Source organism: Silvimonas soli (genome assembly GCF_030035605.1).
Lineage (GTDB): Bacteria > Pseudomonadota > Gammaproteobacteria > Burkholderiales > Chitinibacteraceae > Silvimonas > Silvimonas soli.
Window position 1 is genome coordinate 2747669 of the sequence record NZ_CP106736.1, and the last position, 17122, is coordinate 2764790.

The 17122-nt window shown below is 59.9% G+C and carries 15 protein-coding genes; 10 read left to right on the forward strand and 5 right to left on the reverse strand.

Annotated features, from left to right (window positions below; genetic code table 11):
• Window positions 1–32 precede the first annotated feature (32 nt).
• The 8 genes from N7220_RS12590 to N7220_RS12625 all read left to right on the forward strand — a co-directional run bounded on the left by N7220_RS12590 (window position 33) and on the right by N7220_RS12625 (window position 8164).
• Complete coding sequence (locus tag N7220_RS12590) at window positions 33–875, forward strand: ABC transporter permease (RefSeq protein ID WP_283147867.1); 843 nt, start codon at window positions 33–35, stop codon at window positions 873–875.
• 49 nt (window positions 876–924) lie between these two features.
• Window positions 925–1725, forward strand: coding sequence for an ABC transporter permease (locus N7220_RS12595; RefSeq protein ID WP_283147868.1), 801 nt, complete (start codon window positions 925–927; stop codon window positions 1723–1725).
• Window positions 1726–1761: 36 nt separating this feature from the next.
• Window positions 1762–2847, forward strand: a complete 1086-nt coding sequence (locus N7220_RS12600; protein ID WP_283147869.1) for an ABC transporter substrate-binding protein — start codon at window positions 1762–1764, stop codon at window positions 2845–2847.
• Window positions 2848–2864: 17 nt separating this feature from the next.
• A complete protein-coding gene (locus N7220_RS12605) occupies window positions 2865–3728 on the forward strand; it encodes an ABC transporter permease (protein ID WP_283147870.1) in 864 nt (287 codons plus the stop codon).
• A 19-nt stretch (window positions 3729–3747) separates the two neighbouring features.
• The gene (locus N7220_RS12610) at window positions 3748–4560 is read left to right on the forward strand and encodes an ABC transporter permease (protein WP_283147871.1); all 813 of its coding nucleotides are present in this window, start codon (window positions 3748–3750) and stop codon (window positions 4558–4560) included.
• Window positions 4561–4672: 112 nt separating this feature from the next.
• Window positions 4673–5494, forward strand: coding sequence for an ABC transporter ATP-binding protein (locus N7220_RS12615; RefSeq protein WP_283147872.1), 822 nt, complete (start codon window positions 4673–4675; stop codon window positions 5492–5494).
• A 70-nt stretch (window positions 5495–5564) separates the two neighbouring features.
• Window positions 5565–7505, forward strand: a complete 1941-nt coding sequence (locus N7220_RS12620) for an ABC transporter ATP-binding protein (protein WP_283147873.1) — start codon at window positions 5565–5567, stop codon at window positions 7503–7505.
• 68 nt (window positions 7506–7573) lie between these two features.
• On the forward strand, window positions 7574–8164 hold the full coding sequence (locus N7220_RS12625) for a malonic semialdehyde reductase (protein WP_283147874.1): 591 nt from the start codon (window positions 7574–7576) through the stop codon (window positions 8162–8164).
• A gap of 99 nt (window positions 8165–8263) precedes the next feature.
• On the opposite strand, the gene N7220_RS12630 is transcribed toward N7220_RS12625, so the two are convergent.
• Entirely contained in the window at window positions 8264–8908 is a 645-nt protein-coding gene (locus tag N7220_RS12630; protein ID WP_283147875.1) for a carboxylesterase family protein, read from the reverse strand.
• A 77-nt stretch (window positions 8909–8985) separates the two neighbouring features.
• The gene (locus N7220_RS12635) at window positions 8986–10488 is read right to left on the reverse strand and encodes an amidohydrolase family protein (protein ID WP_283147876.1); all 1503 of its coding nucleotides are present in this window, start codon (window positions 10486–10488) and stop codon (window positions 8986–8988) included.
• Between the two features lie 379 nt (window positions 10489–10867).
• On the opposite strand from N7220_RS12635, the gene N7220_RS12640 reads away from it, so the two are divergent.
• Complete coding sequence (locus tag N7220_RS12640; protein ID WP_283147877.1) at window positions 10868–12253, forward strand: LLM class flavin-dependent oxidoreductase; 1386 nt, start codon at window positions 10868–10870, stop codon at window positions 12251–12253.
• Window positions 12254–12409: 156 nt separating this feature from the next.
• Window positions 12410–13444, forward strand: a complete 1035-nt coding sequence (locus tag N7220_RS12645; protein ID WP_283147878.1) for an aliphatic sulfonate ABC transporter substrate-binding protein — start codon at window positions 12410–12412, stop codon at window positions 13442–13444.
• An 81-nt stretch (window positions 13445–13525) separates the two neighbouring features.
• On the opposite strand, the gene N7220_RS12650 is transcribed toward N7220_RS12645, so the two are convergent.
• The 3 genes from N7220_RS12650 to N7220_RS12660 are packed head-to-tail and all read right to left on the reverse strand — an operon-like array spanning window position 13526 to window position 16732.
• On the reverse strand, window positions 13526–14521 hold the full coding sequence (locus N7220_RS12650) for an aldo/keto reductase (RefSeq protein ID WP_283147879.1): 996 nt from the start codon (window positions 14519–14521) through the stop codon (window positions 13526–13528).
• 39 nt (window positions 14522–14560) lie between these two features.
• Window positions 14561–15319 (reverse strand): SDR family NAD(P)-dependent oxidoreductase, encoded by a 759-nt coding sequence (locus tag N7220_RS12655; protein ID WP_283147880.1) that lies wholly within the window; start codon window positions 15317–15319, stop codon window positions 14561–14563.
• 54 nt (window positions 15320–15373) lie between these two features.
• Window positions 15374–16732, reverse strand: coding sequence for an LLM class flavin-dependent oxidoreductase (locus N7220_RS12660; RefSeq protein WP_283147881.1), 1359 nt, complete (start codon window positions 16730–16732; stop codon window positions 15374–15376).
• Between the last annotated feature and the right edge of the window lie 390 nt (window positions 16733–17122).

Genomic DNA, 17122 nt, shown 5'->3' on the forward strand with positions numbered 1-17122 from the left:
GCGGGCTTGTAGACCCACTGGAGTTGTTTTAGATGCCTGCCGCTTCTCATCCTTTGTCCACGCCATTGCCCGTCCGGCAGGCCACCCGCATCAATCCAGCGATTGCGGTGTGGTTGAGCCGGATCGGTTACGCGCTGACTGGCGCCATCGTGCCGCTGTTGTTGCTGGCGCTGTGGCAGCACGCCGCCAGCCAGCACTGGTTACCAGAGCAACTGCTGCCGTCGCCAGCGTTGGTGTTCAGTTCGTTCATCGAGCTGTATCAGAGTGGTGATCTCACCGCCAATCTGGCCATCAGCCTTAAACGGGTGGGCTGGAGTCTGTTGCTGGGTGGCGGAGTGGGGCTGCTGCTGGGCGGTTTGTTCGGTTTCTCCCGGCGTGCCCGTATCTGGCTGTACCCCAGCTTTGAAGTGCTGGCGCAGTTTCCGGTGATTGGCTGGATTCCGCTGCTGATCATTTTTGTGGGCATCGGCGAACCGCTGAAGGTGCTGGCGATTTCGCTGGCAGTGGTGGTGCCGGTGACTTTGCAGACCAGCAAAGCCATCGCCCAGGTGCCGCGCCCCTTGCTCGATGTAGCGCGCGTCTACCGGTTCTCGTTGCCGCAGGTGCTGGCCAAAGTAGTGTGGCCCGCCGCGTTGCCGACGCTATTTGGCGGCTTGCGCCAGGCGGTCATGCAGGCTTGGCTGGCGCTGGTGTTCGTGGAGTTGTTGGCTGCGGGCGAGGGCGTGGGATACCTGATGGTGTGGGGACGCCAGTTGCTGCAACTGGATCTGGTAGTGGTGGCGATGATCCTGATCGGGGTGATTGGCGTGCTGCTGGATCGCTTGCTGGCGCTGGTTGAATTGCGGCTGCAGCGCTGGCGGCGCAACGCCTTCTGACCGTTTTGCCGGTAATGGCAAGTAACAAAAAAATGATGGGAACACGGCAATGAGCGCATCGCTTCTGTTTAAACCTGGCCACTGGATCAGCACTCGCGATTGGCGTGCGCTGGTAGCACCGCTGCTCTTCGTGGCGCTGTGGCAACTGGCCAGTACGCTCGGTTGGGTGAACCCCAAGCTGATCGTCAGCCCGTGGGCGGTGGCGCAGGCGGGCTGGCATGAGGTCAGTGCCAACGGCTTTGCCCACGCGTTCGGGGCTAGCCTGGCTCGGGACTTGGGTGGATTTGTTCTGGGCAGCGCCGCCGGTGTGGCCCTGGGTGTATTGCTGGGGGTGTCGCGCTGGGCAGATCGCTTGCTCGGGCCGACGTTTCACACGCTGCGGCAGATTTCGCTGTTTGCGTGGATTCCGCTGATCTCGATCTGGCTGGGCTACACCGATGCGGCCCGCGTGTTCTTCATTGCCGTCGCTGCTTTTTACCCGGTAGTTCTGGCGACGCATGAAGGCATCCGCAGCGTGACGCGTGCGCAGCTGGAGGTCGCCCGCGTTTACCGCTTCAGTTACTGGCAAAGCCTTACCCGACTGATTTTGCCAGCGGCCTCACCGCAGATTCTCAACGGACTGCATCTGGCGCTGATTTACGCCTGGCTGGCCACCATCGGCGCCGAGTTCCTGTTGCCCAGTTTTGATGCGACCGGCGTGGGCGCCACCGTGATTCGTGGCCGGGCCGCTTTTCGCGTGGATGTGATCATCGTCGGCATGTTGATCATCGGCCTGACCGGCTACGCACTGAACCGGCTGGCGCAAAAGCTGGAAGCGCGTTTGCTGGTCTGGCGTGGCCCGGCGCACTGAGCCGTTTCTATGTTCATTCAATTCAAGGATCTGTTCATGTTCAGTTTTCATCGTTTGCACTTTGCGCTGCAACGAGTGGCGCTCGCCGCCGTGACGGTTGCGACGCTGGCCAGTGCCCAGGCTGAAGCGCCACCCAAGATCATCCATATCGGCATCGCCTCGCCGCAGTTCGGTTCACCACCGGCGTATACGGTCGGGCCGGTCGGCGTGGCTTATACCAAAGGGTTTCTGGAGCAGGAATTCAAAAAAGAAGGCGTCAAAATTGACTGGGTGTTCTTTCGCGGCGCCGGCCCGGCGGTGAATGAAGCCCTCACCAATGACCAGCTGGATTTCGCTTTCCAGGGTGATCTGCCATCGATTGTGGGGCGCGCTGGTGGGCTGAAAACCCGGCTGATTGCGTTGTCCGGCACACGCCAGCACGTGTATCTGGCTGTACCGCCAGACTCACCCATCAAAAGCGTGAAGGACCTCAAAGGCAAGCGGGTGGGGTTCTCTATCGGCACCAATATCCAGATGCCGGTAGACCGCATCCTCGCGGCCAACGGATTGTCCGAGCGCGATCTGCGGGTGACCAATCTGTCGGTTGAAGGCTTGGGACCGGCCTTGAGCAGTCATGGTGTGGACGCTGTGTTCTCGTGGCTGCAGATTCTGCCCCTGCGAGAAAAAGGCCTGGCGCGCATTGTATTCAGCGACCACGAAAATGCGGCATTTGCATGCCAGGCGGGGCTCCTGGTCACCGACGACTTCGCCCGCCGTTATCCGCAAACCACGACCCGCGTGCTCAAGAGCCTGCTGCAAGCCCATCGCTGGCTGGCTGATCCGGCCAACCAGGATCAGTACCTCGCCTTGCTGGCGCGTATGGGCTATCCGGAAAAAATCCTGCGCGAAGATCTGGCAGGCGAAGACCCGCTATTGCTGGCCAGCCCCTTGCTGAGCAACTACACGCTGACGCTGTATCAGAACGTCGCCGACGAAGCCGTTCGGCTCAAGCTGGCCCGCAACCGGGTAGATGTCAAACAGTGGGCCGATACGTCTTTCCTTGATGCCGCCCTGCAACAGAGCCAGTTGAGCGGCTTCTGGCCGCAACTGGATGCCAGCGGCCGCAAGCTGGCCGCGCAATGAGCTTGCCAGGACATCCCATGGTGACCGAAACCCCGCTCCTGCATTTGTCAGCTGCAGCCAAGTCCAGCATCGCGCCGCCGCGAGCCGCTTTGCCTGCGCGCCGTCGCCTGCGCTGGCCAACGGGGCGCGTTGGGCAGGTGCTGCTGGCCTTGCCGTTTCCACTGGCTTTGCTGCTGTTGTGGACCCTGGCCGCCCGCTACCAATGGGTGGCGCCGCAGATACTGCCTGCGCCCACGGTCGTGTTGTCCACGCTGCAAGACCTGTTTGCCAGCGGTGAACTGAGTCGCAATGCGCTGATCAGCTTCTGGCGCGTGTTTTATGGCTTTGGCGCCGGTGCCAGTCTGGGATTGTTGCTGGGGATCGGCTTTGGCCTTTCGCCCACATCCCGGGATTACTGCTATCCGCTGTTTCGCGCCATCGCCCAAGTGCCGATTCTGGGCTGGTTGCCATTCCTGATTTTGCTGCTGGGGCTGGATGAGGGACTGAAGGTGGTGCTGGTCGCCAAATCGGTGATGGTGCCGGTGGCGCTCAATACCGATCAGGGCATCCGCAACGTGCCGCCACAGTATCTGGAAGTCGCGCGCATCTTTCGCTTCAACCGCTGGCAGTGGCTCAGCAAAGTGGTGCTGCCCGCCGCGTTGCCGGGTATCTGGAGCGGTATCCGCTACGGCCTGACCCACGCCTGGCTGGCGCTGGTGGCGGTGGAGTTACTGGCTTCCAGCGAAGGGTTGGGATTCCTGATCGTTTATGGCCGCCAGTTGTATCAGCTGGATGTGGTGCTGGCGGCAGTCATCGTGGTGGGCAGTGTCGGCTTTGCGCTGGATAAAGTGCTGGCGCTGATCGAAACCCGGCTGCTGCGCTGGCGCAGCAATGCCTTTTGAAATTGCCTGAGGAACCGCTATGGCCAACCTGACTTTCCCGGCAGCGCCACGCTCGTGGTGGCAATACCTGCACCCGGCCAACGTCCCCCGGGCTTTACGGGGCTGGGTTCTTCCGCTGGCATTACTGCTGGCGTGGTGGGCGCTGTTTGCTTCCGGGCGCATAACCAATCCGCTGTTTGTCGCACCCGGCAAAGTGCTGGCGACCGCATGGCAACTGTCGAGCACCGGTGAGCTGTGGCAGGCGCTGGGCGCCAGTCTGTTGCGTGATCTGGCGGGCTTTGCCCTGGGCACGCTGGCGGGTGTGGCATTGGGCACGGTGCTGGGATTGTCGCGCTTGCTGGAAAACCTGATCGCACCGACCTTTCATGCCTTCAAACAAGTGTCGATTTTTGCCTGGGTGCCGCTGATCTCGCTGTGGTTTGGGCTGGGTGACCCGGCCAAGATCGCGTTCATTGCGCTTGCCGCCTTTTGGCCGTCTTTTCTCAATACTTTTGAGGGTGTGCGCGGTGTGTCGCGTGAGCTGGTCGAAGTGGCGCGGGTCTTTGCCTACAACCGCCTGCAATTGGTGTGGCGCGTGGTGCTGCCAGCGGCGTTGCCGTCGGTGTTCAGCGGTATTTACCTGTCGCTGATCTTTGCCTGGCTAGCCACGCTGGGTGCGGAATACCTGCTGACCTCTGGCCGAGGTATCGGCAATTTGCTGACCGATGGCCAAGAGCATTTCCTCATGGATTACGTCGTGCTCGGCGTGCTGGTGGTTGGCTTGGTGGGCTACGGCTTTGCCGTGGTGGCCAGCCGTATCGAACAACACCTGCTGCGCTGGCAGCGTCGCTGAACCGGCGACCTGCGACGTTTTCGACACTCTTTTGCGGGCGCGTCCCAATGCCGCCCGCACCCAATGTTTCAGTGGCTGGCGAGTAGCCAGCCCAATTTATCAGGAGCACGCCATGGCACATGCAGCAACCCTGGATATCCGTAATCTGGGCAAGCAATACCAGGTTTCCGGCGAACCGCTAAACGTTCTGGATAACGTGTCGTTGTCGATCAAACCGGGCGAATTCGTCAGCATTGTCGGCACCAGCGGATGCGGCAAATCAACCCTGTTGCGGCTGATCATCGGCCTGGAGCAAGACTACCAGGGCGAGATCGTGCTGGATGGCAAGCGCATTGTCGGCACCAGCCTGGATCGCGGCATCGTGTTTCAGGAACACCGGCTGTTTCCGTGGCTGACCGTAGAACAGAACGTTGGACTGGGTTTGCTGAACGCCAACCAGTCGGCCGCTGCGCGCAAAAAAGCGGTGCAGGAGCACATTGATCTGGTAGGTCTGCAAGGCTTTGAAACGGCGTATCCGTATCAGTTATCCGGCGGCATGAGTCAGCGCGTAGCCATTGCCCGCGCGCTGGTTAACCGGCCCGAGGTGTTGTTGCTGGACGAACCGTTTGGCGCGCTGGATGCGCTGACCCGCAATTATCTGCAGCAAGAATTGCAGCGCATCTGGCAGCAAGAAGGCATCACCATGATTCTGGTTACGCACGATGTAGAAGAAGCCGTATATCTGGGCGACCGCATTGTGGTGATGCAACCCAAGCCGGGCCGCATCAAGCGCATTGTGGACGTGCCGTTAGCGCATCCGCGAGATCGTGGCAGCTATGAATTTGCTGCCATCAAGGAAGACGTACTGCTGGAGTTCGGTGACGGCAAGCGCGCGGACATCGCCCTGCAAGCGCCGGAACCAACGACGTTCACCGACTGGCATTTCGCCTGGTAAGCGCGGGTCTCAATCTACCGGCGGGTGTGGGCAAGACGCCAACACTCGCCTTCTTTTGTTTTGGGCTCTCATGACTATTTCGACCGTTTTGCAGCGTGCGCCCGGCACGCCGCCGCTGCCCGATCGCCCCTTTCGTTTCATTCTGCATTTTGTGGCGCGTTACCGTTGGTGGTATCTGGGCATGGTGCTGTTTGAAACCGCCAACGCCACCTGTGGCATCCTGATTCCGTACGCCTTGAGCCGCATCATCAAAGCGGTGACCATGGCCCACGGCAATGCACACGCCGTGGTCGCCAGTCTGACCACACCCTTGACGTTGTATGTCGGGCTCTCGCTGGGTGAAGTATTGTTTGGCCGGATCGCCGGCGGCATCCAGATCCGGCTGGGGCCACGCCAGCGGCAGAACGTCACCCGCTCGCTGTATCACTACCTGCAGTACCACTCGCATCGCTATTTCAGCAATAACTTTGCGGGCGCGCTGGCCCACCGCATCAGCGAAACATCCATGGGCGTCACACAGACTTTGTGGTCGATCATTACCGAGTTCTGGCCCATTTTTATCGTGTTCAGCGTGTCGATCCTGTTGCTGGCCCACACTCACGTGCAACTGGCCGCATTTGTGGGTATCTGGGCGGTGTTGTTCATCGGCATTTCCTGGACGCTGGCCCGGCGCTGTCAGCCGCATGCGTTCAAGGCGGCTTCGGCTCGCAGTGAAACCACCGGCCAGGTGGTGGATTCGGTCTCCAATCTGACCAGTGCCCGGCTGTTTGCCCGGCTGGGGTTCGAGCGTGGCCATCTGGAAGAAACGCTGACCCATGAAATGCGCGCCATCCGGGTCTCCAACGGTTATTCGGAACGGGTGCGCTGGTTTCAGTTTTCAGCGTCGGCCGTCCTCAAGATTGGTGTGCTGTATTACGGACTGGAGCTATGGAGTCGCGGTGAGATCAGCGTGGGCGATTTCGTCATGGCAGTCAGCCTGGCGTTGTTGATCATCAACGAAGCACGCAATCTGAGCCGACGTTTTCTGGAGTTCTTTGAATACGTGGGCAACGTCGCGAACGGCGTGCACACCATCGTGCGCCCGCACGAATTGATCGATGCTCCCGCAGTGCGGCCGCTGGTCATTGAGCGCGGCGAGATCGAGTTTAGAAACGTCAACTTCAGCTACGGCCCGGAGCGCCCGGTGTTCGAGCAACTCAGTTTGAAAATACCGGCGGGGCAGCGGGTCGGGCTGGTCGGATTTTCCGGGTCGGGCAAATCCACCTTTGTCAGCACGTTGCTGCGCCTGTATGACGTCAACGGCGGCCAGATCCTGATTGATGATGTGGATATCAGCACGCTGGGGCAAGACACATTGCATGAACAGCTGAGCCTGATCCCGCAAGACCCCACGTTGTTTCACCGCACCCTGCGCGAAAACATCCGTTATGGGCGTCTTGAAGCCACTGACGATGAGGTGATCGAGGCCGCCCGCAAAGCCCACGCCCACGATTTCATTCAGCAAATGAACGAGGGCTATGACGCGATGGTGGGCGAGCGCGGCGTCAAACTATCCGGCGGGCAACGTCAGCGCATCGCCATTGCCCGCGTCATTTTGAAAGACGCACCGATTCTGATTCTGGATGAAGCCACTTCCAGTCTCGATTCCATTACCGAAAAAGCCATTCAGGACACGCTGGACGATGTCATGAAAGGCAAAACCGTCCTGGTGGTGGCGCATCGCTTGTCGACCATTGCCCATCTGGATCGCATCCTGGTCTTCGACAACGGCAAAGTTATTGAAGATGGCGCCCACGCCGAATTGCTGGCCCGTAAAGGCGCGTATTTCCGCCTGTGGAGCAAGCAGTCGGACGGTTTCCTCTCCGACAGTCCGGATGGCGAAACCCTGCTGCGACCAGAAAAACAAGCTACGGGCTCGCAAGCGCAGTCCACGTCGACAGTGCGCATCATTTTGCCGGCGGTGGATCCGGAGTTGGAGCCGCCGCTCGACCCGGATGTTTCTTTTGCGTAAGCGTTTGTTTTCCAGACCAGACCAGACCAGACGTCAGACCAATTTAACCCGATGGATCTACTCACGCCATGACTGCACCGCTTGAATCAACCGCGCTGGACCAGTTGTTTCGCAATGCCCGCTCCATTCACCGCTTTACCGAGCGCCCGGTGGAGGCGGCCACGCTGCAGCAACTGTATGACCTGCTGAAATGGGGCCCGACCGGGTTTAACGCGCAACCGGCGCGCTATCTGTTCGTCGCCTCGGCCCAAGCCAAGGCGCAGCTGGAGCCGGCCTTGTCGGCGGGCAACCGCGACAAAACACTCTCCGCGCCGGTGAATGTGATCGTGGCTTATGACACCCGCTTTCACGAGCATCTACCCAGCCAGTTTCCCGCATATGACGCCAAAGGCTTTTTTGATGGCGCGCCTGCGTGGATTGAACCCACGGCCCGCACCAACGCCACGCTACAAGCCGGGTATCTGTTTCTGGCCGCCCGGGCTCTGGGGCTGGATGTCGGGCCGATGTCCGGCTTCAAGCCCGATGTTGTCGACGCGGCGTTTTTCCCCGATGGTCGCTACAAGTCAATTTTGCTGGCCAACCTGGGTTATGGTGATCGCGCGGAACTGACGCCACGTGGCCCGCGGCTGGACTTTGCCGAAGTGGCGCAAGTGCTGTAACTCTGGCCGGGCTACGCGCCAACGCGGTTCGTGTAGCCCGACCTTGGCCTGTTGCCGCACGAGCCGGTTGCATGCGGCGGGCTCGTGCGGTCTTCGGGCTTACGCCGCGACCTGGCGCGGAGTTTGCGCCAGCCACTGCTGCAACTGTGCATTGCCGTAAACCTCATCGGCAATGAAATGATCGCCCTCGGGGATCAAGGTGAACTGGGCGTTGCCACCCAACGCCAGCAGTGTGTCGACCGCGCTGGCCGACTGATCTGGCGGCACCTTGTCATCCTGACCACCGTGAAACACCCGCACCGGCGTATCGACAAGACGGGACAGATCAATCTGGGGCACGCGACCGGAGACGACCACCAGACCGGCAAAGCGCTCGGGGTGCTCGCTGGCAATTTGCCACGCGCCCGCCGAACCCAGGCTAAAGCCGCTCAACACAACTTGTTCCGGGCGGATTGCATGTTGCAGCGCCAGTTGATCAATCAAGCCCAGCAATTCTGCCTGCCAGTCCGGCCAGGTGGTTTCTTCAGGAATCTGCAGTGCCAGCCAGTAATACGGCAGGGCGGTCTGTGTGGCGACAAATTTGGGGAAGCCCCATGTCAGCAGTTTGCCCAGATCATTGCCGCGATCTTTGGCGCCATGTAAAAACACCACCAGCGGTGCGCGTGTGGACGGTGAAGCCGGGCGGGCAAATAAATAAGGCAATGTCGCCCGGCTAAAGGTGTGGCTGTAGTGTTCAATAGTCATGCGTATCTCCAGAGTCTGGCCACACGGCATCGGGCAGCGTGGCCAGCGATATTTGACGGGGCAGGGCGCTGCGCGGCTTAGCGGTGTGCCAGCTTCTTTTCGACTTCGGTGCCTTTGAAAAAGTCTGCCTTGGCTTCGGTGTAAAGCTTGTATGGGTTCTCGAACACCAGCTTTTTGAAGTCGGCTTCAGTGATCACCTGTTCTTCTACCAGGTCCCAGCTTTCAGCCAGTGCCTCGGTCAGATCAGGCACATCCCAGTGGCCGACGTCGGACGAGTAGATGGCATTGACCTTGACCCCCAGCGGGTTGGCTTTTTCGTTGAAGGCGTGCGCGACGGTTCGGTCATCTGCTTCTGACCCAAAGAAGAAGTTATCCACCCAGCGTGACTTGATATCTTCCACACTCTCAATACCTGCGGCGGCAAAATCGTTGCGCTGCTCTGGGCCAGGTTGCTGGGCATCCAGCGTATAGCGCGCGCCCAAGGTATCGCGGACCAGGGTTTCCGGGTCCAGCGAGCGGCCCTTGGTCAGATCACCACCATATTGTTCAAACAGTTTCACCAGCAAGTCGCGGTTCAATTCAGCCGGATCGTAATTGCGCAGACCTTCCGGATTGCGTTTGTGCCAGCGATCCACCAGATGTGTAAACACGCGGGCGCCCCAGTCCGCACCGCCTTCCAGCAAACCCACGCGCAGCTTGGGAAAGCGCCGGGTTACGCCACCAAAGAACAGCGCTTTGGCAAAGGCTTCGGAGGCATCGGCAAAATGGCCGATATGGTTGTTCATGTAGTTGCTGATCGAATTGCGCCCCACCCAACCCTGACTGCCGTAATGCGTGGTGACGGGCACGCCCAGCTCCACCGCGCGGGCCCAGAACGGGTCGTAGTCAAATTCGCTGTCCAGGCCGTAAAAATCAATGTAGGAGGCGTATTTGGCGACCTTTTTGAAGTCTTCGGCACTCAGTTGATCTTGCACCGCCTTGATCGGGCGCCGCACACCACCAGAGATATTGATAACCTTCAAACCCAGTGTGTTGATGGCAAAGTCGAGTTCATCCAGCCCTTCTTGTGGCGTATGCAGCGGAATACCCGCAACCGGCGTCAGTCGGTCGGCATAAGGGCGATACAGATCGGCGTGATAGTGGTTGATGGCGCGTTGCAAGGTGCGGCGGGCGTCATCGCTGCGCGCGGCCAGCGGCGACAACACATTGTTGGGGAACAGGATCGAGTAATCCGAACCTTGCTCGGCCTGGCGCTGGTACAGCAGCTCTGGCAAGTGGTAAGTCGCGACATCGTAGGTATTGCGCGTGACCCGCGCCCACCACGGCTGGCGGAAAGTACGGTTGTCGCGGCGCTGTTGTTCTGTCTGGTTGAACCAGTCCTTGCCATTGCTCTCGGAACGCGTGCGCTCCAGGCTCGCCCGGCGGAATTCATCCACCAGCGCGCTGCCGCCGTATTGCGCGACGTAGTCTTCCAGCGCGGGTGTGTAGTCGTTGGTATGAACATCGGTATCGATCACCGGGTGATCAAGACGGGCGTGGACGGCGGCAGAGCGTGATTCCAGTTTGACTGGGGCGTTCATGGTTTGAGGTCTCCATGTTGCAAGGCGATAAGTTGGCTGGTTCAAACAAGTACCGGGCTCTTTGGGCATAAAGCGTGCCAGCCTCCAACCTCGCCATTTCCGGTCGCTCCAGCGCTTGGGCCGCTATCTGGCTGTGCGATTTCCCGCAATTTACGGCCCGCTATGTGGGGGTGCTGTAACAAACGGGACACTCGCAAGCGCTCGCCCGCCAACCCGACTCCCCACTTGCGGCCAGCGGCTGCTATGCCCAGGCAAGGCTCGCTGCGGCTTGCCCGCCACGGGCCAATTACGTCACGCCAGCTGGAACGCTCCTTGCTGAATCATCTGCTGACAGCCTGCCCGCGCGTGGCGGCAGGCGAGACCTGACAGGACAATCAGCATGAGCAAACGCAACGACAAACTGCGCCTGGGCGCTTTTCTGCAAGTCACCGGCCACCACGTGGCTGCCTGGCGCCATCCGCAAGCCCAGGCCGATGCCGGGATCAACTTCAGCCATTACAAAGCGGTGGCGCAACTGGCGGAAAGCGCCAAATTTGACGCCATCTTTCTGGCTGACGGAGTGGGCATCCGCACTCGCGCTGATCAGCCCGGCGCGTTGGGACGCGACGGGAAAAGCGCCACCTTCGAGCCGCTGACTTTGTTTTCGGCTCTTTCTGCGGTGACCGAACACATTGGCTTCATTGCCACGGCGTCCACCTCTTACAACGAGCCTTATCATCTGGCCCGGCAATTTGCCTCGCTGGATCATCTGTCAGATGGCCGTGCGGGCTGGAATGTCGTGACTTCGGGAACAGAGGTTGAAGCGCAGAACTTCAATCGCGATCATCACTTCGAACATGCCGAACGCTATGAGCGGGCCGGGGAGTTCGTCGATGTGGCGCGTGGTTTGTGGGATAGCTGGGAAGACGATGCCTTTCTGCGTGACAAAACCAGCGGCGTGTTTTTTGATCCGGACAAACTGCATACGCTCAACCACAAGGGCAAACATTTCTCGGTCCAAGGGCCGCTTAACGTGTCGCGCCCGGTGCAGGGGTATCCGGTGATCGTGCAGGCCGGGTCATCCGAGCCGGGTAAAGAGCTGGCAGCGCGTACGGCTGAAGTCATCTTTACCGCATGGCAAACGCTGGAAGAAGCTCAAGCGTTTTACGCCGATGTCAAAGGGCGGCTGGCACGCTACGGGCGGCATGTGGATGATCTCAAAGTCATGCCCGGCGTCTTTCCGGTGATCGGGCGCACCGAAGCAGAAGCACAAGAGAAATACCAGTTGCTGCAAGACCTCATCCACCCGGCTGTGGGGTTATCGTTGTTGTCCAATCTGTTCGGTGGCACCGATCTGTCTGGTTACGATCTGGATGCGCCGCCGCCCGAATTCCCGCAGGACACCAATGGCAGCAAGAGCCGGCTCAAGCTGGTGCGTGATCTGGCCGAGCGCGAAAACCTGACCTTGCGCCAGCTATATGAGCGCATCGCTGGCGCACGCGGCCACTGGACGGTGGTTGGCACGCCAGAAACCATCGCCGACCAGTTGCAGTTGTGGTTTGAAAACGGCGCGGCGGATGGCTTTAACGTGATGCCGCCGTGGCTGCCGGGCGGCCTGCAGGAGTTCATCGACCTGGTGGTGCCGGTGCTGCAACAGCGCGGCTTGTTCCGCACTGAATACGAAGGCAACACCCTGCGGGAGAACCTGGGACTGAGCCGTCCGCAGAATCAGTTTAAAAAATCGAATCAAGCTGAGCAGATCGAGGCGGTGTCGCAAGCAGCGTGATCCGCCCCCGCTCGGGTGAGCCTGCTGCGGTATCCAGCGCGATACGACGGCGGGGTTCACCCGGTTTTTAGTTTGGTTCTATCCGATATTCTCTATTTTCATGCGGAACACCCACTTATGCTTCCAACGTTTTCTCGCTGGGTTTTGGCCATACTTATGGCTGCCGGGCTGGCCCAGTTCAGTGCCGCGGCAGAACAGCCGACAGTGATCCGCTTTGGCGTTTCCACCGCTGGTTTCGGCAACCCGCCCAAAGTGAACACCAGCTGGCTGGCCGTAGCCCAGCGCGATCAATACCTGGAGCAAGAGTTCAAGAACGACGGTATCAAGATTGAATGGGTGTTCTTCAAGGGGCAAGGGCCAGCCGTGAACGAGGCTTTATCCAACAACCAGCTTGATTTCACCACGTTGGGCGATCTGCCGTCGTTCATCGGCCGTTCGGTCGGGCTGGATACGCGGCTGGTACTGGTTAGCAGTCGCGGCGGGCGCAGCTATATTGCCGTGCATCCAGGTTCGGGCATCAACAAGGTTGAAGACTTGCGCGGCAAGCGGGTGGCATTTAACAAAGGCACCGCGTCACAGTTGCTGGTCGACCGCATTCTGGCTGAACACGGTATGACCGAGAGCGACCTGAAAGTAGTGAATATGGAACCCTCGACCTACACCGCGGCATTCATTGGTGGCAATGTCGATGCCATTTTCGGCTCACTGGATATTCTCGGTTTGCAAAGCCGCGGTTTGGCCAAGGTGATCTATTCCAGCAAGGGCGACCCCGCCGTCGCGTCGGCCTCACATGTGCTGGTAAACCAGAAATTTGCCGCCCAATACCCGCAAATCACCGAGCGGGTGGTCAAGGCGCTGGTCAAAGCGGTGCAGTGGGCGTCCGCACCGCAGAACACCGATGCCGTGTTCAAACTCTGGACGCAGATCGGCTATCAGCCGGAAGCGGTCTATCGCGAAGAGTTCTCCGGTGACACCCTGGCCGCACGGCTCTCACCGCTGTTTGACGCCTATGCGCTCGCCCGCAATAAACAGGGAGTGCAAGATGCCTACCGCTTCAAGCTGATCCGCAAGCCGTTTGATGCAGACCAGTGGATTGATCGGCGCTATCTGGACGCCGCGCTTAAAGAACTCAAGCTGGAAAACTACTGGGTGCCACAGGATGCCAACGGCAAGCAGATCTCCAGCCGTTAATGTCGAGTAAAAAAACGCCGCGCCGGGTGCATCCATTATCGGATCCCACCCGGCGCGGCGTATTGGGTTGAACCGCTTGCGTTAGCGCGCCGCGTCTCCACGGCGATATTCGGCGCTGATGTCATCGAATCGCTGTTTGACGTGCGGGTTCAGCTGGAGTGAGACCGCCGCCAGGGTGGCATCCAGTTGCTCCGGGCGGCTGGCCCCAATCAGCGGGGCCGTGATGGCCGGATTGGCCAGAACCCAGGCCAGCGCCGCCGTGGCGAGCGGTATACCAGCCTCATCCGCGACCGCCTGTAATTGGCCCACGGTATTGAACTCCCGCTCATGCCAGTAGCGGTCTTGATAACGCTCAGCGGCGTTGCCCAAGGTAAAGCGTGACCCTTGCGTGGGCTCGCCAGACCGATGCTTGCCGGTCAGCAGACCACCCGCCAGCGGGTTATACGGGATCACGGCCAGCCCTTCTTCTTGCGCCAGGGGTAGCAGCTCACGCTCGATTTCGCGAAACAGCAAGTTATAGCGCGGCTGCACCGATACAAAGCGCTGCAGGCGCTGGGCTTCTTGCTTGCCCAGTGCGCGAGCCAGCCGGTATGCCAGGAAATTGGATACCCCGACATACCGGACCTTGCCGCTGCGTACCAGATCATCCAGTGCCCGGATGGTTTCATCCAGCGGTGTGTCCGGGTCGTCAGAGTGCAACTGGTACAGATCGATATAGTCCGTGCCCAGCCGTTTGAGAGAAGCCTCCACCGCACTCAGCAAATGCTTGCGCGAGGCACCCTGATCCCACGCATTCGGCCCCACTTTTCCGACTGCTTTGGTCGCAAGCACAAAATCGTGGCGCCGATGCTTAAGCCAGTTACCGACAATTTCTTCTGTTCGGCCCACTGTTTCCAGGCTGCCGCCCAGAGGGTAAACGTCGGCGGTGTCGAACAGGTTGATTCCCGCTGCCGCAGCGCGATCCAGAATGCGAAAAGAGGTTTCGGCATCGGTTTGCAGACCAAATGTCATGGTGCCCAGCGCCAGGCGCGAGACCGTGAGGCCGGTATTGCCAAAGCGGGTTGTGGGAATGGACATGGGGTTCTCCAGATACGTCAGGTGAAAACTTCGCCAGCTTCAATAATGGATGGTGCCTGGACTGCCGCCACCAACCGCAATGGCATCACCATTGATGGCTACACTGCGCGGCGAGGCCAGAAACGCCACGATGTCTGCCACTTCGCCCGCGTCGACAATGCGGCCAATGGTGTTGCCAGATGTCGCGCGCGCCGCAGCCGCACTGTCAGTGCGCTCGGTGCGGGTTAAACCAGGATGCACTGCCACTACATTGATGCCTTGCGGGCCCAGTTCATCTGCCAGGTTTTTGGTCACCGCCGCTACGCCCACGTTGCGCAAGGTTGCCACTGGCCGCCCGGTGCGGTGAATCGCCAAACCACCAATATTGATAATACGCCCCCAGCCATTGGCCAACAGGTGCGGCGCCACTGCCCGCGCGGTCCGCAGATAGCCGATCACCTTGATGTCGATATCCAGCAAGGCTTCGGCATCGATCACTTCAGCGATACCCGTGGCGGTTGAAATACCGCCCGGCAGCGCAGCGGCGTTGACCAGAATATCCACTCCGCCCAGCGCTTCAACCGCGTGGGCAATCAGCGCGTTCACCGAATCGGTGCTGCCGGTATCCGTCACCACCGGCACAATCGTGCGCCCCGTCAGCGCCGCCAGCTCTTTGGCAGTGGCTTGCAAGGCCTCCTGACCACGCGCGGCGATCACCACATCAGCGCCTTCCAGCGCCAGTTGCCGGGCGATAGCCTTGCCTATGCCGCGACTCCCGCCGGTGACAATCGCGCGTTTTCCTTGAAGTTGCAGGTCCATCAGATGCTCCAGAAGTTTGCGGCCAAACGCCTGTCTGGCCGCGCAGACAAGTGATCAGGCACGCAGGCGTTCTTCGCCTGATTGCGCGTAGCGGCTGAGCGGACGTGGCAAGCCCAGATTTTCACGCAAGGTTTTGCCGGTGTATTCAGTGCGGAACAAGCCACGCTTTTGCAGTTCCGGAATGACCAGATCAACAAACTCGTTGAGTGACTGTGGCAGTACCGGCGGCATGATATTGAAACCGTCGGCGGCCTCGTTTTCGAACCATGCCTGGATTTCATCGGCGATGCTGGCTGGGGTTCCTACCACTACGCGATGCCCGCGTGCCCCGGCCAGGCTTTCGTATAACTGCCGCAGGGTCAGGTTGTCACGGCGCGCCAGTTCGGATACCAGCGCAAGGCGGCTGGTATTGCCGTTGGTTTGCGTGGCAAAAGCGGGTAACGGGCCGTCCAGGTCGTACTGGCTGAGGTCTACATCCGGAAAGAACCGTTGCACTATCGATATCCCGACCGCAGGGTGAATCAGCTCCTGCAACTCGCGGTAGCGGGCTTCGGCTTCTTCCTGGGTGCGCCCGATCACCGGCGACAAACCCGGCATGATCTTCAGCTCGTCCGGGTTGCGGCCATATTTGGCCAGACGTCCTTTAACGTCGCGATAAAACGTCTGGGCTTCTTCCAGGGTTTGCCAGGCAGTAAAGATGACTTCGGCGGTACGCGCCGCCAGTTCACGCCCGGCTTCGGACGCGCCGGCCTGCACAATCACCGGATAACCCTGTGGTGGTCGCGAGATATTGAGCGGACCGGTGACGGAAAAATGCTTGCCCTGGTGATCGAGCGTATGCAGTTTGTCCGCGTCAAAATAAACGCCGCTGGTTTTGTCGCGCAGGAAAGCGTCGTCGTCAAAGCTGTCCCACAGGCCTTTGACCACATCGAGGAATTCCTCGGCGCGCTCGTAACGCAGCGCATGTGCCAGGTGTTCGGCCTTGCCAAAGTTACCGGCGGCGGCTTCATTGCCGGTGGTAACCACGTTCCACGCCGCACGTCCTTTGGATAAATGATCCAGCGAGGCAAATTTTCGGGCCAGCAAATATGGCTCGTTGTAGGTGGTGGAGTCGGTGGCGACAAAGCCGATGTGGCTGGTGGTTGCCGACAGCGCCGCAAACAAAGTTACCGGCTCGAAATGGGCGATACGGCCATAGCGGCCGCGCGCTTCGTTGTCACCGCGTTCATAAATGCCCGGACTGTCGGCCAGAAACACCAGATCAAACTTGCCGCGCTCGGCGGTCTGCGCCACTTCCTGGTAGTGGTCGATGTTGGTTCCGGAGTCCGCTTGCGAACCCGGATGCCGCCACGCGGCGATGTGATGACCAGTGGCCTGGATAAAAGCACCAAGGTGCAGTTTGCGTTCACTCATTGACTCATGCTCCACAGGACGGTGCTGGCCAGACGGATGGGCCCGTTGCCAGATTGAGGACTGTTAGTGCGGTGACGGTGAGGCCAGCCGGTTATGGTTTTTTGGGATCGGGGCTGGTGTTCAAGTCATCGCTTCTGAGCAGAAGTCATGCCAGCGTAGCAGGCACTGGGTAATCCGGGCACCAGAGGCAGTGGCTGGGCGCATTGCCAGCAATCTGGCGCGCAGGCTGTGCGAAATCAGCCAGTCAAACCGGCCACCTAAAGAGTTGCCACTGTTTGAAATCGCGCAATTTGCTGCGTCAACTGTGCGGCCAGATACATCCCGACACGGCAATACCTTGGCTGGGTGCGGGTTGGCGTGCTGGCACGGTTTCTGCAGAGACACGTCATG